Origin of the sequence: Pseudomonas sp. PA27(2017), from assembly GCF_001945445.1 — a bacterium.
Taxonomy (GTDB): domain Bacteria; phylum Pseudomonadota; class Gammaproteobacteria; order Pseudomonadales; family Pseudomonadaceae; genus Aquipseudomonas.
Genome location: NZ_MSXW01000026.1, coordinates 244,145 through 267,476, shown reverse-complemented (window position 1 = coordinate 267,476; position 23,332 = coordinate 244,145). Strand labels below are relative to the sequence as shown.

The window sequence follows — 23,332 nt, the reverse complement described above, 5'->3', positions numbered from 1 at the left end:
GGAGGCGTTCATCGAGGTGGCATCTCGGTGGAGTGGATGATGCGGTGGATGATCGGCAGTTGCTTGCGGATCGCCCGGTCGACGAGGCCGGGCAACAGGCCGTTGAGGCGCACCAGAAGTTTTTCCGGCCAGCCTAGATACAGCTCGGCGAGGTTGCGCTCGATGGCGCCGGTCACCTGCCACGCCACGCGCTGGGGCTCGTCGACGCGGCTGTTGAGGGCCTCGTTGAGGGCCATGGCGGCGCTGCTGTTCATGCTGGTGCGGGTCGCCCGCGGGGCTACATAGAGCACGTCCACTGCGGTATCGGCCAGCTCGCGGCGCAGGGCTTCGGAGAAGCCGCGCAGGGCGAACTTGCTGGCGCAGTACACCGCGTAGCCCGGGTAGCCGATCGAGCCGTAGGTCGAGCCGACGTTGACGATCAGCGCGTGGGGCTGCTTGCGCAGGGTCGGCAACAGGGCGCGGGTCAGTTGCAGGGTGGCGACCAGGTTGACGGCCAGAAGGTCGTCGATCTGCCCGTCATCGACCTGCTCGAACAGGGCGAAGCGGTTGACTCCGGCGGCGTTGAGCAGCAGGTTGATGCCGCCCAGGCGCCGCGCCGCATCGAGCACGGCGTGGCGGCCAGCGGCATCACGCAGATCGGCCTCCACCCGATGGATGCGTTGCGGGTAGAGGTGCTGCAGGGCCTCGAGTGCCTGGGGCTGGCGCGTCACGGCGATCACCTGAGCGCCCTCGGCGCATAGCTGTTCGGCCAGCGCCTGGCCGATGCCGCCGCTGGCGCCCGTAAGCACTACCTGGCAGTCAGACAGCCGCATGGCGGGTCTCCCGCTGGGCCGGCTCGAGGCGCGGCAGGCCGCGGAACATGTCGGCGTAGAGCTGATAGACCACCTTGCTGGCGTGAATCACCGCCTGCTGGTCGGCGGGCTCGTCGAGACGGTCCATCAGGCCGCGGTAGGTATTCATGTGGCCGACATCCAGCGAACCGTGGGATGCCAGGTAACTGAACGCGGTGGGCGGCAGTTGCAGGCCTTCGCGGATGGCTTCGCAAGCCTGGGTGGCCAGGGCGATGCTGGTACCTTCGAGCACGTTGACCATGCCGAACAGACCGACCGGATTGCCGCGGGCGATCAGATCGTAGAGAAAGCTCACCATCAGCTCGATGGGCAACGATGGCTGGCCGTCGCGCACGCTTTCGGCATCGCCGCCGCAGGCGCGGATGTCATCGAGGATCCACTGCTCGTGGCCGTATTCCTCCTCGATGTACTCGCACACCGCGCCACGCAGCCATTCCAGCCGTGCCGGCAGGCGCGCGCCACAGGCCATCATCAGCGGCACGGTGTGGCGCACGTGGTAGTAGGCCTGGGTCAGGAAGGCGCGATAAGCCTCCAGGCTGACCTGGCCGGCCAGCGCATCGCGGATCACCGGCGTGGCGTTCAGCGCCTGGCGCTCGGCGGCAGTCGCATCCTGCAGTTGGTCGAAGAAACTCATGGTTGCTCCTTGGGGACAACGGGGGTTGAAAAGCGATGGGCATAGCGGGCCAGGATGGCCACGCGGCGCAGGCGACCGTTGCTGGTGAGCAGGCCGTTGGCCGCGGTGAAGGGTTCGGCCAGGCGTTGCCACTGGTGCACCCGGGCGTAGTCGGGCAGCTCGATGTTGGCCCAGGCAACGCTGTGCTCCAGGGCCTCGTCGCTGCACTCGGGGTCGACCGGCCAGAGCAGGGCGATGTTGTGATCCATGGCCTCGCCGTGCACGAAGGCCTGGGCGATCACCCCGCGCTGGGTGAGTTCGGCCTCGACCCAGTCGGGGTTGACGTTGCGGCCGAAGCTGGTGGTGAACTGGTGTTTCTTGCGGCCCTTGAGAAACAGATAACCGTCGGCGTCGAGCAGGCCGATATCGCCGGTGGCCAGCCAGTCGCCGGCTAATGGCGCCTCGCCCAGGTAACCCAGCAGCGCCGAGCCACGCACCCACACTTCACCGTCATCGGCGATGCGCAGCTGCACGTGGGGCAGGGGGCGACCGACGCTGCCAGGGCGGTTGTACGCCGGGGTGTTGAGGCACACCACCGAGGCGCATTCGGACAGCCCGTAGCCCTGGTACACCGGTAGGTTGAGCTGCGCGGCACGTTCGAGCAGCTCATCGCTGACCCGCGCGCCGCCGACGGCGACGAAATGAAATTGCCCGGCATCCAGCTGGCCGTGTTCGAGGGCGGTGATCAGGCCGAGCAACAATTGCGGCACCAGGATCAGGCTCTGCGCCTGCTGGCGCACCAGTTGGCCGAGCAGCCGCGGCCAGTCGACCCGCGTGGCGCCTTCGATGCCCAGGCTCGGCTGGGGCAGCAGGGTGACGCTGGCGCCGGCCAGCAGGGCCGCGTATACACCCAGGTTTTCCAGCAGTACCGCCAGCGGCAGCAGCGCCAGGTAATTACGTGGCGCGGCCGTTCGGCTGGCGGCGTGCAGCTCCCTGGCCACGCGCAGCAGGGCTTCGGCGCTCAGGCACACGCCTTTGGGCGCGCCGGTGGTGCCCGAGGTGTAGGTGACCTTGGCGGTGCCGCTCGGCAACGGCTCGCCCGGCGAGGGCTCGCGCATCCAGAAACCACCGGCCTGGCGAAAGCCCGCTGCGCTCAGTCGTTCGGCCAGGGGCGCGTCGCTCAGCAGCAAGTCGACGCCGCTTTGCTCCAGGCAATGGGCGGTCTGCGCCCAGGTGAAGAACGGCGGCAGGGTCACGCAGGGAATGCCGGCGAATAGCGCGGCCAGGTCCCAGAGCAGCATCTGCGGGCCGTTGTCCATGATCAGTGCGAAGGTTCTGCCGGGCTGGGCGAGCAGCAGCGCCTTGCGTGTTTCGATCTCGCTCCACAGTTGCCCGTAGTCGATGCTTTCGGTCTCGTCGCGCAGCGCCGGGCGCGATGGTTGGCGATGAGCATGTAGCAGCAACAGCGCCTTGAAATCATTCAGCTCAGGCAGCATGGCTGTGCTCCAGGGAGGCCGGCAGGCCCAGGCGCGCGGCCATGCCACTGACCTGCAGATGGGCCAGACCGGCGCGGATGCTGCCGGCGAACACCTGCGGGCGCCCGGCGTAGTAGCGGCCCCAATTGTGCTGTTCGCTGCCCAGGCGCTGCGGATCGGCATCACCGAGCAGCAGCGGATTGAGACCCAGGCGCTGGAAACTGTTGATCAGCGAGGCGGCACCGGTGAACACCACCCAGTCGAGTTTGCGGTGGGCCAGCAGCCAGGTCATCACCACGATGATCAGCCGTGCGCTGCCGCCACTGCGAGCCGCCAGGTTGCCGACCTCGACGATCTGCCGGCGCTCCACCGTGCTGCCGGCGAGCCGGGACACCACGCGCTCGACCGGCTGTTGCAGGTATTGCTCGAGAAACAGCGCGCCGCTGTCGGCGGTGCGCACGCCGGCGGCAGCGCAGAACGCGCCGTGCCGGTCGCGCAGGGCCAGCAGGGTAGGCATGAAATGGCGTATATCGGCCTGGTGGACGTTGGCGAAGCACTCGCGAACGAACCACTCCAGGGGCTCACGATCGGCGTGTTGTTGCGGCACCAGCGCCAGCGACAGATCACGCCCGGCGTGGGGGCCGATAGGCAGGGGAAAGGCAAGTTTCCATTCGGTATCGATCATCGGTGGTGCTCCAGCGACCAGGCGGTGGAGACACTATCGAGGCGCAACCTTAATGAAGTCTGAAGGCCATCACGGCGACGCGCGCATGCCCTCGAAGATCAGGCGTGTGGTGTTGCGCACGTTGGCTGCGTGGGCCTGGCGGTCCATCCGGTCGTTGGCGGTCAGACGCAGCAGTTGCAGGTGGGAATAATCGTTGAGCAGAAAGGCAGCCAGTTCGACATCCAGATCGGCGCGCAGCTTGCCGGTCTCCTGCAACTCGCGCAGTACATTGGCGATCTCGCCCTGCAGGCCGCGATTCGTCTGCCGGTAAGCCTCGGGCAGGCCCGTGTCGCCGCCGACCAGCACCAGCGGCAGCAGCTCGCGCCAGAGTGCGGCGGGCAGCACTTCGAGGGCATAGCTGACCAGCAGGTGTTCCAGATGGCAAAGCGCATCGACCGGGTCGTCGAACTCGCGGATGCGTTGGCGTACATCCACCAGGGCGCGGCGATCGGACTCCTTGATCATCTCTAGGATGATCTCGTGCTTGCTGCCGAAATACTTGAACACCGTGGGCGCCGAGACGCCTGCATCACGGGCGATCTGCTCGACCGTGGTCTCGCGGAAGCCCTGTCGCTGAAAAAGTGCCACGGCCGCTGCCGAAATGGCCGTGCGGCGTAATTCCTTCTGGCGCTCGCGTAATCCGCTCACCGTCGCTCCTGGGCATTTATGAGATGGGGCCATCATAGCTGGCCAGGTTTTCTTGGGAAAATATTTTATTGACTAAAGAAATTAATAGGATTAATTATTTGCTCGTACCTGCTTCACGCAGGGCCACTTCCAGGACCCGTCACATGAACCAGATTCTCGACCGCTCCCTGGTTTCCCGTCATACGGAAGTCAGCGAGATGTACGACAGACAAGAACAAGAACCCGTACTGATGCAGGGTTTCCCTGCCGAGCCCGAAAAGCGTGTGACCTGGGCCAACTGGATGTCGCCACCCTTCAACCGTTGGGGCTTTCGCAACCTGGCGCGCCTGCGCCCGAGCATCGACGTCGCCGCCGGCTCACGGCCCAGCTCGGTGCTGGCCCACGCTCCGGTGGAAGTCGAAGGCCTGAGTTTCGAAAGCACCTGCGGTCGCACCGTGCAGGTGCGAGACCACCTCGAGGCCAGCAAGACCGACAGCTTTCTGGTGCTGCACAGGGGGCGTGTGGTCTACGAGAACTACTTCAACGGTCAGGTCGCCAGCGACCGGCACATCATGTTCTCGGTCACCAAGTCGCTGATCGGCGTGCTCGGTGAGCAACTGATCCACGACGGCCTGCTTGACGCCAACGCCCAGACCCAGCACTACGTGCCGGAGCTGGCCGGCAGCGCCTTTGGCGACGCCACCGTGCGCCAGCTATTCGACATGGCGGTAGGCGTTCACTACAGCGAGATCTACGACGACCCGAGTTCGGAAAGCTCCCAATACGGTTACGCCTGTGGCTTCAAACCGGCGCTGCCCGAATATGCCCAGTACGCGTCGCTGTATCAGTACCTGCCTTCCTTGCGCAAACGCTGCGAGCACGGCGGCCTGTTCCACTACGTCACGGCCACCACCGAGGTGCTGGCCTGGGTGATGGAGCGCGCCAGTGGTGTGGCCTGCGCCGAGCAGCTGCAGGCGGTATGGCAACAGCTCGGCTGCGAGCGCGACGGCTACTTCATGGCCGATCCCTGGGGTCGCAGCGTCGCCGGTGCCGGCTTCAATGCCACGTTGCGCGACATGGGACGCTTCGGCCTGATGCTCGGCAACGGCGGGATGGTCGACGGTCGGCAGGTCATCGATAAACAGGTGATCGAAGCGATCGCGGCCGGCGCCGATCCGGCAGTCTACGGCGTGCACAAGGACTTCTCCGAGTGGACGCCGGGCGCTTCTTACCGCAGCCAGTGGTACGTCTTCAACGATCACAGCCCAGCCATCATGGCCGCTGGCATCCATGGCCAGTACCTGTTCGTCGATTGCGCCTCGGACGTGGTGATCGTCAAGCAGTCGTCGCTGCCCGAAGCGGTCACCGAACTGGATATCGACACCGTGCGCATGCTGCGAGCGATCACCGCCCATCTGCACGGCTGAATCAACCATTACAAGATTCAAGAGCGCCGGTTCGCCAGTGCTCCTGCCTGCTGCGTCAGGTATTCGGTGGTCGCTTTCGGCCACCGCTCACTGCCCTGTAATACAAGAAAAATACACAGGAGCTTCATATGTACACGTCCAAGCGCTTTCCCTGCGTGTTGCTCGCACTCGGCTTTCCGCTGGCCAGCCAATCGGCCCTGGCGGGTTATCAGTTCGAGCACGATAACCTCAAAGGCGAACTCAACCTGACGGTTGGTGGCGCCTCCGTCACCACCCGCGGCGTCAACTTCGGTGCCGGTCGTATCGACGCCCGTAACGGCGAAAACGACGGCACCAAGATCGGCTGGCAGGAGTTCTACTTCAAGCCTGGTATCACCCTCGACTACTCGCTCAGCGACACCGTCAGCCTGCTCGCCGGCGGCTCGGTGATCGGCGCCACCACCTTTGGCGACGGTGACGCCGGCGGCACTTCGCGCAGTTCCGATGGTCGGGTGGCCACCGAAGAACTCTACGCCGGCGTGCGAGCGGGCGACTGGAGGTTCACCGCTGGCCGGCAGAACTACATCATCGGCAGCGGCTTCATCGTCATGGACGGCAACCTCGATCTGCTCGACGACGGCGCCTACTGGCTCGGCCCGCGCACCGCCTTCAAGGACTCGGCCATCCTGGCCTGGAGCCATGGCCCGGTGCAGGCGCAAGCGTTCACCCTGCGCACCGACGACCACTATGGCGACTACCGCATGAACGGCGCCAACCTGGACTACGACCTCGACGGCCAGGTGACGCTCGGCGCCATGGCCATGGAAGTCGACACCCTGGCCAGCACGCGCAGCAACGCCGTGCGCCGCGACGGCATGCAGGTCTTCAACCTGCGCGCCTTGCGTGGCCACCTGCCGGGCGTGCCGAACCTGACCCTCAACGGTGAGTACGCCGTGCAGCGCGGCGGCGACGGCTCCCTCAAGTACGACGCCAAGGCCTGGTACGCCCAGGTCGACTACCAGTTCCAGGCGCTGCCCTTCACCCCCACGCTCGGCTATCGCTATGCGGTGTTCTCCGGTGATGACGACCTGGGCGACAACACTCAGAAAGCTTGGGACCCGCTCAGCAAGGGCTTCGTGGACTGGAGCACCTGGCTGGTCGGTGACGTGGTGGGCAACTACCTGTTGTTCAACAGCAACGAGCGGGTTCAGCAGTTCTCCATCAAGAACCGCCTCACCGATACCCTCACACTAGGCGCCATCCACTATCAGTTCTGGCTCGACGAAAAGAACTTCCGCGGCGCCGCGGTGGACGACCGCCGCTTCGCCGACGAGACCGTGGTGTATCTCGACTGGACGCCCAACGAGCGTTTCTACAGCTCGCTCTCGTACAACTGGGTGCAGGCCAAGTCGGCGGCCAGGCAGGCGTTTGGCGACGACGATCAATTCAGCGCCCTTGAACTGTATTTCACCTACCGCTACTGAAACCGGGCCACAGACGCCCCTCGGGGCGCAGGAGTGCGTGATGACGACGACAGCGCAAACCGGGCTCGGCGTGCCGACCCTGGAATGGGTGATGAGTATCCATGTGGCGATCGCCCCGGGCGATGGATTGGGCACCTGCCCGGATGGCCAACGCAGCAACTACCGGATACGCGGTGGCCATTTCGAAGGCCTGGAGGTGCGCGGCGAGGTGATCGCCGGCGGCGCCGATTTCTATCTTCAGCGCAGCGACGGCGTGGGTGAGCTGGATGCTCGATACAGCCTGCTGAGCGACCGCGGTGAGTGGATCAACATCCACAACACCGGCCTGATCGTGCTCAGCGACAAGGGCCGCGAGCTGGAAGCGCAGGGCATCTGGCCCATTCCCGAGCAGGAGTACCGATGCAGTTGCTCACCGCGTTTTCAGGTGGCGAGCGGACGGCTCGACTGGCTGACCCGCAGCGTGATGATCGGCAAGGTGATCTACCCCACTGCGGAGCAGGTCGCCATTCATTGCTATCGGCTCACCTGACCAGCTTTCCTTATCGGCATTGATGAATTTCACTGAAGCGGCAGGCCACCCCGTGGCCGAGCCGGCGGGTAACGACCATGAACATCGCTAATCAAACCGTAGTGCGTGCCGCGTGCATCTTCATTGCCGCGGCCTCGATTCTCGTCATCGGCGTGCAGCCGATCTTCATCGGCCTGCTGACCGAGCGCCTGGCACTGACGCTGACCCAGCAGAGCTGGACCATGTCCGCCGAGATGTGCGGCTCCATCGTCGGCACACTGTTGTACGTGCCGATGCTGCGCTTTCTCGGCCCACGCACCATCGCCCTGAGCACGGCGCTCCTGCTGCTGGTCGCCAACGCCGCCACTGCCGGTATCAGCGGGCTCGACACGCTGCTGGTGCTGCGCTGCATCTCGGGCATTTGCTCGGGCATCCTGTATTCCTACGCCATCTATTGCCTGGGCCGCATGAACGGGCCGGATCGCTCCTTCGGCATCCTGCTGTTCGTGCAGACCGGCCTGTTCGCCAGCAGCGCGGTGATTCTGCCGATGATCGCCGAGTGGAAAGGCTTCGCGGGGGCGATTTACTACCTGGCCGCCTGGTTCCTGTTGGTCTGCCTGGTGTGCTTCTGCCTGCCGGTCAGGCAGCGTTTGGAGGATCGCCAGGTATCCAGCGAGCCGCTGCTGTCCGGACTGACCCTGATCGGTGTCTGCTCCTTGCTCGGCATGCTGTTCCTGCAACTGTCGATCTACTCGCTGTGGGGCTTCGTCGAGGGCATCGCCAGCGAGGCGGGCGTCGCGCCGGTGGACATCGGCTGGGCGATCAGCATCGGCTTGCTCGGCGGCTTGCCTGGCGCGGCGCTGCCCAGTGTGGCAGGGCGGCACCTGGGCCGCGTGCCAATGATCCTCACTGGTTCGCTGGCCGTGCTGGGCGCCATCTATATGCTGGCCACGCGCATCCATACGGCGTCCGACCTGATGATCGCGGTGTTTCTGATGAACTTCGGCTGGAACCTGGCGCTGTCCTACTACATGTCCTCTGTGGTGGCCCACGACCCGGCCGGCCGCCTGACCAAGCTGGTCGGCGTGGTGCAGGTGGCATCGGCCGCCGCGGCGCCGACCCTGCTGAGCCTGTTCATCGAGGGTAACGACCGGCACAGCATCTTCGTGCTGTCCGCGGGGGCGATCCTGATCGGCTGCGTGCTGGTGATCATCATGCTGACCTTCGGGCGGCGCAGCCTGCACGGTAAACCGCTGAACTCCTCGGCCTGAAACAGGCGCTAAACAAGCCTGCCAGCAGCGGCTGAACGGGACCGGTATCCTTACGGTTTTGTCCGAAAAGGGAGCGTGCAGATGGCGATGAAAACGGAACAGGGCATCTTGCGCGGCTCGATTGCCATGACCTTGCTGGTGGGCGGCTTGGGGATCGTCATCGGCCTGGCATCCGGATCGTTCTCCATCGTTTTCGATGGCGTCTATTCCCTGGCCGACGCCAGCATGAGCGGCCTGGCTCTGATGGTCTCCACCCTGATTCTCCGGCACACCACGCAAAACGAGGCCAGCCGCCGCCTGGCCGAGCGTTTCAACATGGGCTTCTGGCACCTGGAGCCCATGGTACTGGCGCTCAACGGCACGCTCTTGTGCGGGGTGGCGGCCTACGCGCTGATCAACGCCGTGGCCAACCTGCTGTCCGGCGGCACGCCGCTGGAGTTCGGCCTGGCCTCGCTGTATGCCGGGGCCGCCACACTGATCTGCTTCGCATTCGCCAGCTACGAATTTCGCGCCAACCGGCGCATCCGCTCGGATTTTCTCGCCCTGGATGCCAAAGGCTGGGTGATGTCCGGGTGCATTTCCCTGGCCCTTCTGATCGCCTTCGCCGTCGGCTACCTGACCGAGCAGACGCGCTACGCCTGGCTCGGCCCTTACATCGACCCGGCGGTGCTGGCGCTGATCTGCCTGGTGATCCTGCCGATGCCGCTGGCGACCATACGCCAGGCGCTGTCGGACATCCTGCTGGCCACCCCGCCGGATCTCAAACAGCATGTCGACGCCGTGGCCCAGGACATCGTCGAGCAGTACGGCTTCATCAGCTACCAGGCTTATGTCGCGCGGATTGGCCGCGCCCGGCAGATCGAGTTGTACTTCATCGTGCCGGTCGACTGGCCGGCGCAAACCCTCGACGAATGGGACGCCGTGCGCGACGTCATCGGCCAGGCCATCGGCGACGAAGGCCCCAACCGCTGGCTGACCATCGCCTTCACCACGGACCCGCAGTGGTCGCGGTGAGGAGGGCGGCGCAACGGATGCCTTGACGTCGCCCGGGTTATCGAGCCACGAGCTTTTTAGCGCCCGACGGTTTACCGTATCGCCTGCCTGGCAGCGGCACGGAGAACGGCGACATGGGCAAATCGACAGGCCGCAGCGATTGGTTGCTGCGCAGCCCTGATCAGGGGCGGGTGGAGCGCATCGAGGCGTATTTCAGCGGCCATGGGTACGACCCTCATCGCCATGACGCTTACGCCATCGGTTGCACGCTGTCCGGTGTGCAGAGTTTTCGTTACCGGCGCGCCATGCGTCACAGCCTGCCCGGCGGCACTTTGGTGCTGCACCCGGATGAGCTCCACGACGGCATGGCCGGCACCGACGCCGGCTTTCATTACCGCATGCTGTACATCGACCCCGTGCTGATCCAGCAGGTATTGGGCGGCCAGCCGCTGCCGTTCATTCAGGGTGGTTTGAGCGATGACGTACGCCTGCGCCGGGCGACGCAGCGCTTCCTGCAGACAATGGACGACCCGCTGGAATCCTTGCAGGAAGACGACGCGATCTACGACCTGGCCCATGCCCTGCAGGCGGTTGCCGGCAAGCCCCGTGGCCGCCGCGCCTTCGATTACCCCGCCACGCAGCGGGCGCGCGAGTACATTCACAGCCGCAACGGCGCGAGCGTCACCCTGGACGAGCTGGAGCACGTCAGCGGGCGGGATCGCTGGAGCCTGTCGCGGGATTTTCGTGCCCTGTTCGGTACCAGCCCCTATCGCTACGTGACCATGCGCCGCCTGGCGCGCTGCCGTGAACTGGCTCTGTCGGGTGTCGGCCTGGCCGATGCGGCGCTGATTGCCGGGTTCTTCGACCAGAGCCACATGACCCGGCATTTCGTGGCCAGCTTCGGCTTGGCCCCGGCGCGCTGGCTGGCCATGCAGAAGTTGCAGGATCGTACAAGATAGCGCCTGGGGCCCCTCGCTAGAGTGGTGAAAATCAACCGAGGAACGCTCCATGAACCCGCCAGTTTCGTCTGCCAAACAATCCATCAACCTGATCCGCAAGTTCGACCTGATCGCCGAGCAATGGTCGCCGCGGGTGGTCGCGGAAATGAACGACTACCAGTTCAAGGTTGCGCGCCTGCAGGGCGATTTCATCTGGCACGCCCATGCCGAGACCGACGAAGCTTTTCTGGTGCTCGACGGCCAGTTGCGCCTGGATTTTCGCGACGGTTCGGTAACCCTGGGCAGCGGCGAGCTGTACGTGGTGCCCAGGGGCGTGGAGCACAAACCCTATGCCGAGGATGAGGTGAAGTTGCTGCTGATCGAGCCGCGCGGCGTGCTGAACACCGGGGCGGAGGGCGGGGAACGTACGGCGATCAATGATCTGTGGATCTGACGGCCGGGTTGGCGCTCCTGCGAGCGCCAACCCTTGGCAAGCGTGTCAGGTGCCGCTTTTCACCTTGGTCCAGATCCGTGTGCGGATGCGGTCGATGTTCAGCGGCATGGCCTCCAAGGCGTAGAGCTTTTCCATGACGTCATCGGGTGGGTAGACGGTGGTGTCGGCCTTGAGCGCCGGGTCGACCAGCGCGTCGGCCTGGCTGTTGCCATTGGCGTAATGCACGTAATCGCTGATGCCGGCAATTACCTTTGGCTCGAGCAGGTAGTTCATGAAGGCGTAGGCGGCCTTTTCGTTGGGCGCGTCCTTTGGCATGGAGACCATGTCGAACCACATCGGTGCGCCTTCCTTGGGGATCACGTAGGCGATGTTCACGCCGTTGCCAGCCTCCTTGGCACGGGCGCTGGCCTGCATGATATCGCCGGAGAAACCGACCGCCATGCACACGTCGCCGTTGGCCAGCTCGCCCACGTATTTGGACGAGTGGAAATAGGCGACGTTTTTGCGCATCTCCATCAGCAGCGCTTCGGCCTTCTTGTAATCCTCTGCCTTCTGGCTGTGGTGCGGCAGGCCCAGGTAGTGCAGGGCGATGGGCAGCATTTCCGGGCCGTTGTCGAGAATCGCCACGCCGCATTTGCTCAGCTTGGCCATCAGCTCGGGCTTGAAGATCAGGTCCCAGGAATCCAACGGCACGTCGCTTCCTAGCACGGCCTTGACCTTTTCGACGTTGTAGCCGATGCCGGTACTGCCCCACAGGTAGGGGAAGCCGTGCTTGTTGCCCGGGTCGTTGCCTTCCAGGGCCTTGAGCAGCGTCGGGTTGAGGTTCTTCCAGTTGGGCAGCTGGCTCTTGTCCAGCTCCTTGAGCGCGCCACCCTGAATCTGCCGGGCCATGAAGTGGTTGGAGGGAAACACCACATCGTAACCGGAGCGCCCGGCCATCAGCTTCGCGTCGAGGGTTTCGTTGCTGTCGTAGACGTCGTAGTGGGGCGTGACACCGCTGGCCTGTTGGAAGCTCTTCAGGGTGTCGGGGGCGATGTAGTCGGTCCAGTTGTAGATGCGTACGTCCTGCGCTGCCTGGCTGACCGAGGCGACGAGCATTAGCGGGATGAGCGTTTTCAGCATGGGAGACCTCAACGATTGTTGTCGATGTTTTGGAGGCAGCAGTCAGAAAATCAGTACATAGGTTTTGCGCAGCGTTTCTTGTATGTCCCACACGCCAGTGGTGTTGGCCGGCAACATGAGGGCGTCGCCAGCTTTGATTTCGATGGGGTCGCCCACATCGGGGATGAAGGTGCAGCGCCCGGCGATGAAGTGGCAGAACTCCTGCTGCACGATCTGCCGACGCCAGCGGCCGGGGGTGCATTCCCAGATGCCGGTTTCCACACCATCGTCGCGCTCCACGCAGGTCACCGAGGTGACGGCGGCGGGTTCGCTGAGCGGCACGGCGACCGGGTTGTGTTCATCGAGTGCGACGCTTGCGGTGTCGCGGAAGTGAGTGATGGTCATGGCTTGCAACCTTGGGTTGGGGAGGGGCGTCTACTTCATGAATCCTTCCATCAGACTGGCCACACGCTGCGCCATGCTGCGTTGCCAAGGCCGGCTGGCTGGGTCGGCTAGCAATTTGTCTTCGCGCACGAAGCTGCGGATGATCGCGTTGTAACCCAGCCAGCGGCAGGGCTCCGGCTCCCAGCGTGGCAGGTCCTGCACGCGGGTGTCGTGGCGCACCCAGGGCTGGCGGGTAAGCAGGGTGTGGTGGCCGAGAATCAGGTCGGCGAGGGTGCGGCCACCGAGGTTGCTGGCGCCCACGCCTTCGCCGCCATAACCGCCGGACAGGGCGATACCGGCGCTGCGGTCGCAGAGCATGTGCGGGTGGAAGCGCCGCGCCATACCAAGGTTGCCGCCCCAGGCGTGGGTGATGCGCACGCTGCGCAACTGCGGGAAGAGTTCGCTGAACAGGTAGCGGCGCAGGCCGCGTTCCTCGTCGTTGAGGTTGAAGTCGCTGCGCAGGCGGCTACCGAAGCGATAGCCACCGCGGGCGCCGAAGATCAGTCGGTCGTCGCGGCTGCGCTGGCCATAGGTAACCTGGCGGCTGGCTTCGCTGAACGCCTGGCCGCGCTCCAGGCCGATTTCCGCCCAGGTCGAGGCCGGGAGCGGTTCGGTGGCGACGATCAGGCTCTGCACCGGAATCTGATAGCGACCCAGCGGCGGCAACTTGGGTGAGTAGCCTTCGACGGCCGGCACCACCCAGTCGGCGCGCACCTCACCAGCCTCGCAGCGCACGCTGCCGGCCTGCCAGCTCAGGGCTGGGGTGCCTTCATAGATGCTCACGCCCATGGCCTCGACGCAGCGCGCTAGACCACGGACCAGGCGGGCCGGCTGGATGGTCGCGCAATGCGGTGTGTGGATGGCCCCGTAGGCACCGGGAATGCGCAGTTGTTGGGCCAACTCCTCTGCGGGCAGCCAGCGGTAATCGTCCTCGTTCAGCCCCTCATCGCGGTAGCCGCGCAGGTACTCGCGCAGGCGCAACTCCTGCTCCGGGTAGCGGGCCGCGCAGTACAGCACGCCACCCTTACGGTAGTCGCAGTCGATGCCTTCGCGCTCCAGCACCTGGCCGACCTCGTCGGGAATGCCGTGCAGCAGGTCGTAGGATTCCCGTCGTGCCTGCGGGGTGAGGCCGGCGAGCAGACGATCCTCACCAAGCAGGTTGCCCATCAGCCAGCCGCCGTTGCGACCGGAAGCGCCGAAACCGGCGATCTTCGCCTCGAGGATGACGATGCGCAGATTGGGCGCCTGGCGCTTGAGATAGTAGGCCGTCCACAGGCCGGTGTAACCCGCGCCGATGATGGCCACGTCGACCTGCAGATCGCCGGACAGCGACGGGCGCGGCGTCAGTGGCTCATCGAGTTGATCCATCCACAGGCTGATGTTGCGCCAGTCGTTCATGCACCGCTTCCACACAAGATGTATGGGGCAAGACTAGTGGCCGACTCAGGTGTTGTCTTGCGTGCGTGCCCGCGCGTAAAGCTCCTTCAGGTAGGCCTTGGGCGTCATCCCGGTATGGCGGCGGAAGGTGCTGTAGAAGGCGGTCAGGGAGTTGAAGCCGGCTTCGAAGACCAACTCGTCCATGCGCCGCAGGTCGTTGCCGGCCTGCAGGCGATCGAGCAGATGCTGCAGGCGCGCTTGGTTGACGTAGCGGTAGAAGCTCTGGCCGAGCACCTGATTGAGCAGGTAGGAAATCTGGTTGCGGCTGTAGCCGGTGGCACTGGCCACCTGCTGCAGGCTCAGGGCCGGGTCGAGAAAAGGCTGGCGGCGCTGAAAGTAATCCTGCAGGTCCTGGGCCATGAAGCCCAGCTGGCGGGTCGACAGGCCCAGCTTGCTGATTGCCGCACTGCTCTGGATCGGCGCACGCGCATCGGGGCCTTCGTGCACCAGCGAGGCATATTCGTTGACCCGCCAGATCAGCCCGTCGCGCACGGTGATGGCCTCGGCGGTGCGAAACGATACCAGCCCCTCGCCGCCATGTAGCGTGTAGCGGTACTGGATGAACGCGGTATGGCCGTCGATGCGGATGCGGTCGGTATGTTCCAGTGCTTCGTCCGGTTGGCGCGGCATGGTGCCGAGCACGTAGTCGCGCAGCTCGGCCAGGCCCATGCTGCGGTTGAGGAAGAAGTCGTGGTACTCGATCTCGGGGTGATAGAGCGCCATTACTGCGTCCAGGTCGCGGTACTTCCAGCTGTAGTGATAGCGCAGCACGGTTTCGCGGGTGCGCTCGGTCTGGGCGGGGTCGTCGGGAAATTCAGGCATGCCATTTCTGTCCAGAAGGCTGCGGCCAGCTTGCCCGAATGCACCAGCCACCTCAAGCCAGGGAGCGGAACTCCTGAGCCGACGTTTTCAACATGAGGGAAACTTGTTTTTAACGTTAGTGCGTTGAGTTTGTTTCAACTTAAAAGAGTCTCGACAATGCACACCATCATTTATGTATTGGAGAGATCGCCATGGCCCTGGCCCACAGCCTCGGATTCCCCCGAATCGGACGTGACCGTGAACTGAAGAAAGCCCAGGAAGCGTTCTGGAAAGGAGAGCTGGACGAAGCCGGTCTGCGCGCCGTGGGCCGCGAGCTGCGTGCTCGCCACTGGCAGGTGCAGAAGGACGCCGGCATCGGGCTGCTGCCGGTCGGCGATTTCGCCTGGTATGACGGGGTGCTGGCGCACTCGCTGACCTTCGGCGTGATTCCCGAGCGCTTCCGCCCGGCCAGCGGCAAGCCGACCCTGGAGACGCTGTTCGCCATGGCCCGTGGCGTCAGTGGCGACGCCTGCTGCGGCGGTGCCCATGCGCAAGAGATGACCAAGTGGTTCGATACCAACTACCACTACCTGGTGCCCGAATTCACCGCCGACCAGCAGTTCGCCCTCAGTTGGGAACAGTTGTTCGAGGAAGTGGCCGAAGCCCAGGCCCTCGGCCATTGCGTCAAGCCGGTGGTGATCGGCCCGCTTACCTACCTGTGGCTGGGCAAACTCAAGGGCGACGCCCAGGGCTTCGACAAGCTGGAGTTGCTCGAACGCCTGCTGCCGCTCTACGGGCAGATCTTCCAGCGCCTTGCCGAGCAGGGCGTGGAGTGGGTGCAGATCGACGAGCCGATCCTGGTGCTCGATTTGCCGCAGGACTGGAAGAACGCCTTCGAGCGCGCCTACAACAGCCTGCAGCGTGAGCCGCTAAAAAAGCTGATCGCCACCTACTTCGGCGGCCTGGAGGACAACCTCGGCCTGGCCGCCAACCTGCCGGTGGACGGCCTGCACATCGACCTGGTGCGCGCGCCAGAGCAGTACCCGACCATTCTCGACCGCCTGCCAGCCTACAAGGTGCTGTCCCTTGGCGTGGTCAATGGCCGCAACGTATGGCGCTGCGATCTGGAGAAGGCCCTGGCGGTGATCGGCCATGCCCACAGCCGGCTTGGCGAACGCCTGTGGATCGCGCCGTCCTGCTCGCTGCTGCACAGCCCGGTCGACCTGGCCCGTGAAGAAGGCCTGGATACGGAACTGAAAAGCTGGCTGGCCTTCGCCACCCAGAAGTGCGCCGAAGTGGCGGTGCTGGCCCTGGCCGTCAACCAGCCCGATGCCCCCGAGGTACGCAAGGCGCTGGCCGAAAGCCGCGCCATGCAGGCCAGCCGGGCGGCGTCGCCGCGCATTCACAAACCCCAGGTGCAGGCCCGTCTCGCCGCCGTGAAATCGGGCGACAGCCAGCGCCGTTCGCCCTTCGCCCAGCGTATCGCCAGGCAGCGCATTGGCCTGGCCCTGCCGCCATTCCCCACCACCACCATCGGCTCCTTTCCGCAGACCTCGGCGATTCGCCTGGCCCGTCAGGCGTTCAAGCAGGGCAAGCTGTCGCTGGGTGATTACACCGATGCGATGCACAGCGAGATTCGCCATGCGGTGAAGATTCAGGAGCGTTTGGGCCTGGACGTACTGGTGCACGGCGAGGCCGAGCGCAACGACATGGTCGAATACTTCGCCGAGCAGCTCGACGGCTACCTGTTCACCCGCTTCGGCTGGGTGCAGAGCTATGGCTCGCGCTGCGTCAAACCGGCGATCATCTACGGCGACCTGAGCCGCCCGAAAGCCATGACCGTGGAGTGGATCCGCTATGCCCAGAGCCTCACCGGCAAGGTGATGAAGGGCATGCTGACCGGCCCGGTGACCATGCTGATGTGGTCGTTTCCCCGTGAGGACGTCAGCCGCGAGGTGCAGGCTCGCCAGCTGGCCCTGGCGCTGCGTGACGAGGTGGTGGACCTGGAAGCGGCCGGTATCAAGGTCATCCAGATCGACGAGGCCGCGTTCCGTGAAGGCCTGCCGCTGCGGCAGGTGGACTGGCAGGCGTATCTGGGCTGGGCCACCGAGGCGTTTCGCCTGTGCGCCAGCGGCGTGCGCGACGAAACCCAGATCCACACTCACATGTGCTACAGCGAGTTCAACGACGTGATCGAGTCCATCGCCGCCATGGATGCCGACGTGATCACCATCGAGACCTCGCGCTCGGACATGGAGTTGCTGGACGCCTTCGAGGCCTTCGAATACCCCAACGACATCGGGCCGGGCGTCTATGACATTCACTCGCCGCGGGTGCCGGACACTGCCGAGATGGTCAAGCTGATGCGCAAGGCCGTGCAGCGCATTCCCGCCGAACGCCTGTGGGTCAACCCGGATTGCGGCTTGAAGACCCGCGGCTGGCCGGAGACCGAGGCGGCGTTGGTGAATATGGTCGCGGCGGCGCGGCAGCTGCGCAGAGAACTGGCGTAAAACACGGTAGAGCAGCGATACCCGGGAGCGATTGCCCTGGGTATCGCTATGCTGCAACCGCAGGCTACGGAGTTGCGGAGTTATCGTCGCGCGCATGGCGCGCTCCCACAAATGCCAGCAGGCGTCAGCCCGCCAGATACTGCTCGGTCGACACCACCGACGCATAGGCGAATGCCAGGGCGGCCATATAGGCCGCCTGCACCTGGTCGGCCGACACCTGCTTGCCTTCGAACTCCTGATCACGGGTTGCGCAGGCATCGTGAATCACCGTAGTGGCGTAACCGAAATCGGCGCTGGCGCGGGCCGCGGCGTCGATGCACATATGGCTCATGGCGCCGACCAGGGAGACTTGCTGCACGCCAGCCCTGTCCAGCAGCGCCTTCAGGTCGGTACCGAGAAAGGCGTTGACCTTGTGCTTGAGCACCACGCTTTCGCCAGCCCGCGGCTCGACCTGTTCATGGATGTGCGCGCCGCTGGAACTTGGCGCGAAAAAGGGCGCGTCCACGCTCTCGAATTCATGGCGCACGTGCACTACCGTGTCACCGGCGGCGCGGGCGGCGGTCAGCACGCGGGCTGCATTGGCGGTGGCAGCGTCCATTTCATGCAGCGACCACTTGCCGCCAGGGAAGTAGTCGTTCTGGATGTCGATCAGAATCAGGGCGCGCTTGCTCATGGCGTGCTCCGGGGTATGGATACCCACACCTTAACCTGCAAGCCGGCGAAACGGCAGGCTGAAGCGCCGATCTCTGCGCGCAGCTGCGTCACACCGAATCTTCGGCCGCTTTGCCTGCCGGATTGTCGCGGGTCGGCATGGCGAGGATTTCTGGCAGCACCTCGCGAGCGAACACGGCGTGCAGGCGCCACAGCTCGGCGACCGGGTCACGGTGATGGTCGACGCGGATGTCCCACAGCGGGTATTCCTCGCGGTCGACGATATAGATGACCGCCGAGGATTCTCCTTCACGGTCGCCACCGCGGTCATCACCAGCTTCCAGGGCATCGATCAGGCGCTCGACCAGCGGGCGGTCCTCACCGCGGCGGAAAGCATCGGCGACGGCATCGAGCACCTGCGGGCCGGCCAGGCGATTGCCCTGCACGGAGAACTGTTCGCCGGACAGCGAGCCGGCCCAGGGGATGCACTCGCTGCCCGTCCAGCACACGCTGTCGCCGTTGCTGTCGATCAGCGCCAGCTGGCGCAGTTGCATGCACGGGTCGGTGTCCATCAGTCGCTTTAGGGCGGCTGGCGCCGAATACCCAGCGCGCAGCAGCGCCAGGCCGTCGAGCCCCAGGTATGGGTTGACCTGGGCCTGGGTCGCCACCGCACCGGCACCGGCCGCTGCATGGCTGAGCAATTTGCCCACGGCGGGCATGGCGGTGGCGGCGGCAACGCCGAACTGGCCGGTTCGTGGGCAGCGGGCAACGATGGAAAAGGTCATGGCGGCTCCTTTTTGCGCGTGTGGCTTAGGCCGCTTCTCGTGCGTGATCGTTCCGCTCGTCGTATGGCTATCGGTATTTGTTGATAAGCATTATCATTCTCCGCCTTGCCGTCTCGCTTCTGTCCGCATCGCCACGAGCAGTCCGTTTACATGGTCGATCTCCCGTCCTCGCCCGAATCTCGCCAGCCCGACCCGTCCGTGACGGAGCCGGTGCAACGTGACGCGTTCCTGCACACCTTTCTCGCCCGTCGCGAACAGATGGAAGCGGTATTGCGTCGGCGCGTCGGCTGTCGGGCGACGGCGGCGGATTTGGTGCAGGAGTTGTTTCTGCGCTTCTGGCGACGGCCCAGGGCGCCGCTCGAAGACATGGGCAGTTATCTGATTCGCAGCGCCCACAACCTGGCCATCGACCACCTGCGCAGCGAGGGCGCTCGCTCCCGTAACGAGGCGGGTCTGCTGCCCGAGCAGCGCGGCGATTCGAGCGTTTCGCTGGATGCAGCGCTGGAGGCGGGCAGTGATCTGCGCCGTGTCGAGGCGGCCTTGCGGGCCTTGCCAGAGCGCACCAGGCACATCTTTCTGCTCAATCGCATCCACGGCCAGACCTACGGGCAGATCGCCCGCAGCATGACGCTTTCCCAGAGCGCGGTGGAAAAACATATGATGCGCGCCCTGGAAGCTTGCAAGGCCAGCGTCATCGATATGCCGGCCAGCCATTCACACGGAAGCGCTGCGCCATGAGCCTCGAGTCATCCCCACCGCTGTCGCCTATCGAGCAGGATGCCTGGCTGTGGCTCGGCCGCCTGCAGGGCCAGCCCGACGATGGCGTGCAGATGGCATTCGAGCAATGGCTGGCCGCTGCGCCCGAGCACGTCGATACCTTCGTGCACATGCAGTCGCTCTGGCACCTGAGCCGCCCGGCTGCCCAGCAACTGGCCGAGGAGGAGCACGCCGCCCTGCAGCAGTACCTGCGTGCGGCGAAGCGCCGGCGCCGGTACTGGGCGCCGAGCTTGGCGATGGCCGCCTGCCTGCTGCTGGTGGTGTGGGTCGGCGGCTGGCAGCCGCTACGCTGGGTCGATGACCTGGGCGCGGATATGGTGTCGGCGCCGGGTGAGGTACGCACGGTGACGCTAAGCGACGGATCGAGCGTGGTGCTGGACGCCGACAGCGCCATCGCCGTGCGCTACAGCGTGGGCGAGCGGCACGTAGAGCTGCGCCGTGGGGCGGCGTATTTCAGCGTGGTGCCGGGCGAGATTCCCTTTACCGTCGCCGCGGCCGGTGGCGAGGCGCGGGTGCTCGGCACGCGCTTCGAGGTGCGGCACCTGGGGGAGGGCGCGCGAGTTTCGGTGCAGCAGGGGCGGGTGGCGGTGCGCGGCGGGCCACTGGAGGCGCCGCGGGTACTGACTGCCGATCAGCAGGTCAGTTACCGGGATGGCGTCAGCGGCAATCCCCTGGCCGTCGACACCGGTGCGCTGACCGCCTGGCGCGATGGCCGCCTGAGTTTCTATCGCGCCCCGCTGGGCGATGTGCTCGACGAACTACGCCGTTATTACCCGGGGCGCATCGTGCTGCTCGACGACACGCTGCGCGGCAAACGGGTCAGCGGCAGCTTCGCCAGCCAGGATCCCGGGGCGATTCTCGATGCCCTGCAGGGCGTGGTGGGCTTCGAGCAGCACAAGGTGTTGGGGCGGCTGATCATCCTGCGCTGAAAAATATTTTCAGGCCGGGGTGAGGTAGAGCCGCACGGCATTCGTGTAGTGCTTTGAATGCGACTTTTTCGCACTGACAGCCCGCCTCTGGATGAACACCACCATGAACCACCGCACCATGCGCCGGCAGGATGCCTCCTTGAAACACATCGGTCTGGCCACCTGCCTGCTGGGCTCGGCCATCCTGCCCCTGGCGCAGCCGGCCCAGGCCCAGGCCAGCGCCGATCAGGCCGCGACCTACGACTTCGCCATCGCTGCGCAGCCACTGCCTCGGGCGCTCGATGCCTTCAGCCGCATCACTGGCCTCAATGTGGTGTACACCGACGAAGCGCCCTACGCGTTACAGGCGCCAGCGCTCGAGGGGCGCATGAGCGCCGAGCAGGCGCTGGCCCGGTTGCTGGCCGGCTCCGGTTTCACCTTCGCCCGGGCGGGTGCCAGTACCGTCACCCTGCAGGCACTGCCCAGCGACGGCGCCCTGAACCTCGGTGCGGTGAACATCCAGTCGCAACGCACGTCGAGCACCAGCTACCAGCCGCCGGAAACTACCTCGCTGACGCGCAGCGACACGCCGCTGCTGGAGATCCCCCAGGCCGTCGCGGTGGTGCCGACCCAGGTGCTGCAGGATCAGCAGCCGCAGAATCTCGACGAGGCGCTGGTCAACGTCAGTGGCATCACCCAGTCCAACACCCTGGGCAGCACCCTGGATGCGGTGATGAAGCGGGGTTTTGGCGATAACCGCGACGGCTCCATCCTGCGTGACGGCATGCGCACCATCCAGGGCCGCAACTTCACCGCCACCACCGAGCGCGTCGAAGTGCTCAAGGGGCCGTCGTCGATGCTCTACGGCATTCTCGATCCGGGCGGGGTGATCAATGTGATCAGCAAGAAACCGCAGCTGGAAAGCTACCGCGCCATCACCGGTCGTGCCTCGACCTACGGCCACGGCAAGAATGGCAGCGGCGGCACCCTGGACGTGACCGGCCCGCTGGGCGAAACCGGCCTGGCATACCGGCTGGTCGCCGATTATGACGACGCCGACTATTGGCGCGACTTCGGCCACAACCGCGACAAGACCTTCGCACCGTCGCTGGCCTGGTACGGCGAGGACACCACGGTCACCCTCAGCCACGAGTACCGCGAGTATTCGGTGCCGTTCGATCGCGGCACTCTCTTTCGCAATGGCAAGCCACTGGACATTCCCGCCGAGCGCCGGCTGGACGAGGCCTACAACATCACCGAAGGCCGCTCGAACCTGACCATCTTCGACCTCTCGCATCAGCTCAACGAAGACTGGAAAGCCCACTTCGCCTACAGCTACAACCGTGACAACTACGACGACTACCAGGCGCGAATTTTTCGCGAGCCGCCCTCCGATAGCAGTAACGCCTATGTTCGTCGCCTGGATGGCACCCGGGGTGCGGTCAGCACCTCGCACTTCGCCACCTTCGATCTGGATGGCAAGGTGCAGCTTGGCGGTATGCAGCACGACCTGTTGATGGGCGTGGATCACGAATACCGCAAGTTCTACCGTGAGGATCTGTTGCGCCAGAACACCGCCGTCCGTTTCGACCCGTTCAACCCGGTCTACGGCAACGTGCCGGTGCCCACCACGGTGGTTGCCAGCGACAGCGACCAGACCGATCGCGTCGTTACCCAGTCGGCGTTCTTGCAGGATTCGGTGCACCTCAACGAGCAGTGGATCTTCGTGGCTGGAGCGCGCTACCAGCTCTATGACCAGATGTCCGGGCGCGGCCGGCCGTTCAAGAAGAACACCGATATCGATGGCCAGGTCTGGGTACCGCGGGTAGGGCTGGTATACAAACTCAACGACGAGCTGTCGCTGTATGGCGGTTACACCGAATCGTTCAAGCCCAACTCCACCATCGCGCCGCTGAACAATGGCGCCTCCATCAACGGCGTGCAGCCGGAGGAGGGCAAGAGCTGGGAGATCGGCACCAAGCTGGACAAACCGGGACGTATCACCGGTACCCTGGCGCTGTTCGATATCGTCAAGGAAAACGTGCTGGTAACCGAAACCATAGGCAATGAGAACTTCGCCCGCGGTGCAGGTGAGGTGCGTTCACGAGGTGTAGAGCTGGACGTGACCGGGCAATTGACCGACGACCTCAGCCTGATCGGCACCTACGCCTTTACCGATGCCGAGGTGACCAAGGATCCGGAACTCAAGGGCAATGGCCTGCAGAACGTGGCCCGGCACACCGCGTCGCTGTACGGCGTGTATGACTTTGGTCAGGTGTTCGGTGCCGACCGTGTGCGCGCAGGTTTAGGGGCCCGCTACGTGGGTGACCGGGAGGGCGATGCGGCCAATAACTTCACCCTGCCGTCCTACACCGTGGCCGACGCCTTTACCAGCTACGACACGCGCCTGGGCGACAACAAGCTCAAGCTGCAGCTCAACGTGAAGAACCTGTTCGACAAGACCTACTACAGCTCCTCGGTGAACAACCTTGCCGTCTCCGTCGGCGAGCCGCGCCAGGTGCAGCTCTCCAGTACCCTGGAGTTCTGACCTGGGTATCGCTTCGCTCAACCACA

At 64.9% G+C, this 23,332-nt stretch carries 22 protein-coding genes; 11 read left to right on the top strand and 11 right to left on the bottom strand.

The window, feature by feature from the left end; genetic code table 11:
- Window positions 1-8 precede the first annotated feature (8 nt).
- The 5 genes from BVH06_RS14985 to BVH06_RS14965 form a co-directional block, all read right to left on the bottom strand.
- On the bottom strand, window positions 9-812 hold the full coding sequence (locus BVH06_RS14985; RefSeq protein ID WP_075934571.1) for an SDR family oxidoreductase: 804 nt from the start codon (window positions 810-812) through the stop codon (window positions 9-11).
- Window positions 799-1,485, bottom strand: a complete 687-nt coding sequence (locus BVH06_RS14980) for a TenA family transcriptional regulator (RefSeq protein WP_075934570.1) — start codon at window positions 1,483-1,485, stop codon at window positions 799-801. Before BVH06_RS14980 ends, BVH06_RS14985 begins: the two co-directional genes overlap by 14 nt.
- On the bottom strand, window positions 1,482-2,960 hold the full coding sequence (locus BVH06_RS14975; RefSeq protein ID WP_075934569.1) for an AMP-binding protein: 1,479 nt from the start codon (window positions 2,958-2,960) through the stop codon (window positions 1,482-1,484). The genes BVH06_RS14980 and BVH06_RS14975 overlap by 4 nt, the downstream gene beginning before the upstream one ends.
- Window positions 2,950-3,624 (bottom strand): thermostable hemolysin, encoded by a 675-nt coding sequence (locus BVH06_RS14970; RefSeq protein WP_075934568.1) that lies wholly within the window; start codon window positions 3,622-3,624, stop codon window positions 2,950-2,952. Before BVH06_RS14970 ends, BVH06_RS14975 begins: the two co-directional genes overlap by 11 nt.
- A gap of 69 nt (window positions 3,625-3,693) precedes the next feature.
- The gene (locus BVH06_RS14965) at window positions 3,694-4,311 is read right to left on the bottom strand and encodes a TetR/AcrR family transcriptional regulator (protein ID WP_075932645.1); all 618 of its coding nucleotides are present in this window, start codon (window positions 4,309-4,311) and stop codon (window positions 3,694-3,696) included.
- A gap of 143 nt (window positions 4,312-4,454) precedes the next feature.
- On the opposite strand from BVH06_RS14965, the gene BVH06_RS14960 reads away from it, so the two are divergent.
- From BVH06_RS14960 to BVH06_RS14930, 7 genes are all read left to right on the top strand, one after another.
- The gene (locus tag BVH06_RS14960; protein ID WP_075934567.1) at window positions 4,455-5,717 is read left to right on the top strand and encodes a serine hydrolase; all 1,263 of its coding nucleotides are present in this window, start codon (window positions 4,455-4,457) and stop codon (window positions 5,715-5,717) included.
- A gap of 128 nt (window positions 5,718-5,845) precedes the next feature.
- Window positions 5,846-7,180, top strand: a complete 1,335-nt coding sequence (locus BVH06_RS14955) for an alginate export family protein (RefSeq protein ID WP_075934566.1) — start codon at window positions 5,846-5,848, stop codon at window positions 7,178-7,180.
- A gap of 40 nt (window positions 7,181-7,220) precedes the next feature.
- Window positions 7,221-7,709 carry a DUF3237 domain-containing protein gene (locus BVH06_RS14950; protein WP_075932648.1) on the top strand — a complete coding sequence of 163 codons (489 nt, stop codon included), beginning with the start codon at window positions 7,221-7,223 and terminating at the stop codon, window positions 7,707-7,709.
- 77 nt (window positions 7,710-7,786) lie between these two features.
- On the top strand, window positions 7,787-8,959 hold the full coding sequence (locus BVH06_RS14945) for an MFS transporter (protein WP_075934565.1): 1,173 nt from the start codon (window positions 7,787-7,789) through the stop codon (window positions 8,957-8,959).
- 87 nt (window positions 8,960-9,046) lie between these two features.
- Window positions 9,047-9,973, top strand: coding sequence for a cation diffusion facilitator family transporter (locus BVH06_RS14940; protein ID WP_075934698.1), 927 nt, complete (start codon window positions 9,047-9,049; stop codon window positions 9,971-9,973).
- Window positions 9,974-10,086: 113 nt separating this feature from the next.
- Entirely contained in the window at window positions 10,087-10,911 is an 825-nt protein-coding gene (locus BVH06_RS14935) for an AraC family transcriptional regulator (RefSeq protein ID WP_075934564.1), read from the top strand.
- A gap of 49 nt (window positions 10,912-10,960) precedes the next feature.
- Entirely contained in the window at window positions 10,961-11,344 is a 384-nt protein-coding gene (locus BVH06_RS14930) for a cupin domain-containing protein (RefSeq protein ID WP_075932651.1), read from the top strand.
- 45 nt (window positions 11,345-11,389) lie between these two features.
- On the opposite strand, the gene BVH06_RS14925 is transcribed toward BVH06_RS14930, so the two are convergent.
- The 4 genes from BVH06_RS14925 to BVH06_RS14910 are packed head-to-tail and all read right to left on the bottom strand — an operon-like array spanning window position 11,390 to window position 15,148.
- Complete coding sequence (locus BVH06_RS14925) at window positions 11,390-12,466, bottom strand: polyamine ABC transporter substrate-binding protein (protein ID WP_075932652.1); 1,077 nt, start codon at window positions 12,464-12,466, stop codon at window positions 11,390-11,392.
- 42 nt (window positions 12,467-12,508) lie between these two features.
- Complete coding sequence (locus BVH06_RS14920; protein WP_075932653.1) at window positions 12,509-12,850, bottom strand: cupin domain-containing protein; 342 nt, start codon at window positions 12,848-12,850, stop codon at window positions 12,509-12,511.
- 30 nt (window positions 12,851-12,880) lie between these two features.
- Window positions 12,881-14,287 (bottom strand): FAD-binding oxidoreductase, encoded by a 1,407-nt coding sequence (locus tag BVH06_RS14915; RefSeq protein WP_075934563.1) that lies wholly within the window; start codon window positions 14,285-14,287, stop codon window positions 12,881-12,883.
- A gap of 45 nt (window positions 14,288-14,332) precedes the next feature.
- Window positions 14,333-15,148, bottom strand: coding sequence for an AraC family transcriptional regulator (locus BVH06_RS14910; protein ID WP_075934562.1), 816 nt, complete (start codon window positions 15,146-15,148; stop codon window positions 14,333-14,335).
- Between the two features lie 191 nt (window positions 15,149-15,339).
- Here BVH06_RS14910 and metE point away from each other — a divergent pair, with 191 nt between their 5' ends.
- Window positions 15,340-17,637 (top strand): 5-methyltetrahydropteroyltriglutamate--homocysteine S-methyltransferase, encoded by a 2,298-nt coding sequence (gene metE, locus BVH06_RS14905; RefSeq protein WP_075934561.1) that lies wholly within the window; start codon window positions 15,340-15,342, stop codon window positions 17,635-17,637.
- 124 nt (window positions 17,638-17,761) lie between these two features.
- Here the strand turns inward: metE and BVH06_RS14900 are convergent, their stop codons facing one another.
- Together BVH06_RS14900 and BVH06_RS14895 are read right to left on the bottom strand one after the other, a co-directional pair.
- Window positions 17,762-18,310 carry a cysteine hydrolase family protein gene (locus tag BVH06_RS14900; protein ID WP_075934560.1) on the bottom strand — a complete coding sequence of 183 codons (549 nt, stop codon included), beginning with the start codon at window positions 18,308-18,310 and terminating at the stop codon, window positions 17,762-17,764.
- An 88-nt stretch (window positions 18,311-18,398) separates the two neighbouring features.
- Window positions 18,399-19,073, bottom strand: coding sequence for a DUF1028 domain-containing protein (locus tag BVH06_RS14895; RefSeq protein ID WP_075934559.1), 675 nt, complete (start codon window positions 19,071-19,073; stop codon window positions 18,399-18,401).
- Between the two features lie 150 nt (window positions 19,074-19,223).
- On the opposite strand from BVH06_RS14895, the gene BVH06_RS14890 reads away from it, so the two are divergent.
- The 3 genes from BVH06_RS14890 to BVH06_RS14880 all read left to right on the top strand — a co-directional run bounded on the left by BVH06_RS14890 (window position 19,224) and on the right by BVH06_RS14880 (window position 23,306).
- Window positions 19,224-19,811, top strand: coding sequence for an RNA polymerase sigma factor (locus tag BVH06_RS14890; protein WP_083652052.1), 588 nt, complete (start codon window positions 19,224-19,226; stop codon window positions 19,809-19,811).
- Window positions 19,808-20,779, top strand: coding sequence for a FecR family protein (locus BVH06_RS14885; protein WP_075934558.1), 972 nt, complete (start codon window positions 19,808-19,810; stop codon window positions 20,777-20,779). Before BVH06_RS14890 ends, BVH06_RS14885 begins: the two co-directional genes overlap by 4 nt.
- Before the next feature lie 103 nt (window positions 20,780-20,882).
- A complete protein-coding gene (locus BVH06_RS14880; protein ID WP_083652051.1) occupies window positions 20,883-23,306 on the top strand; it encodes a TonB-dependent receptor in 2,424 nt (807 codons plus the stop codon).
- The last annotated feature ends 26 nt before the right edge of the window (window positions 23,307-23,332 follow it).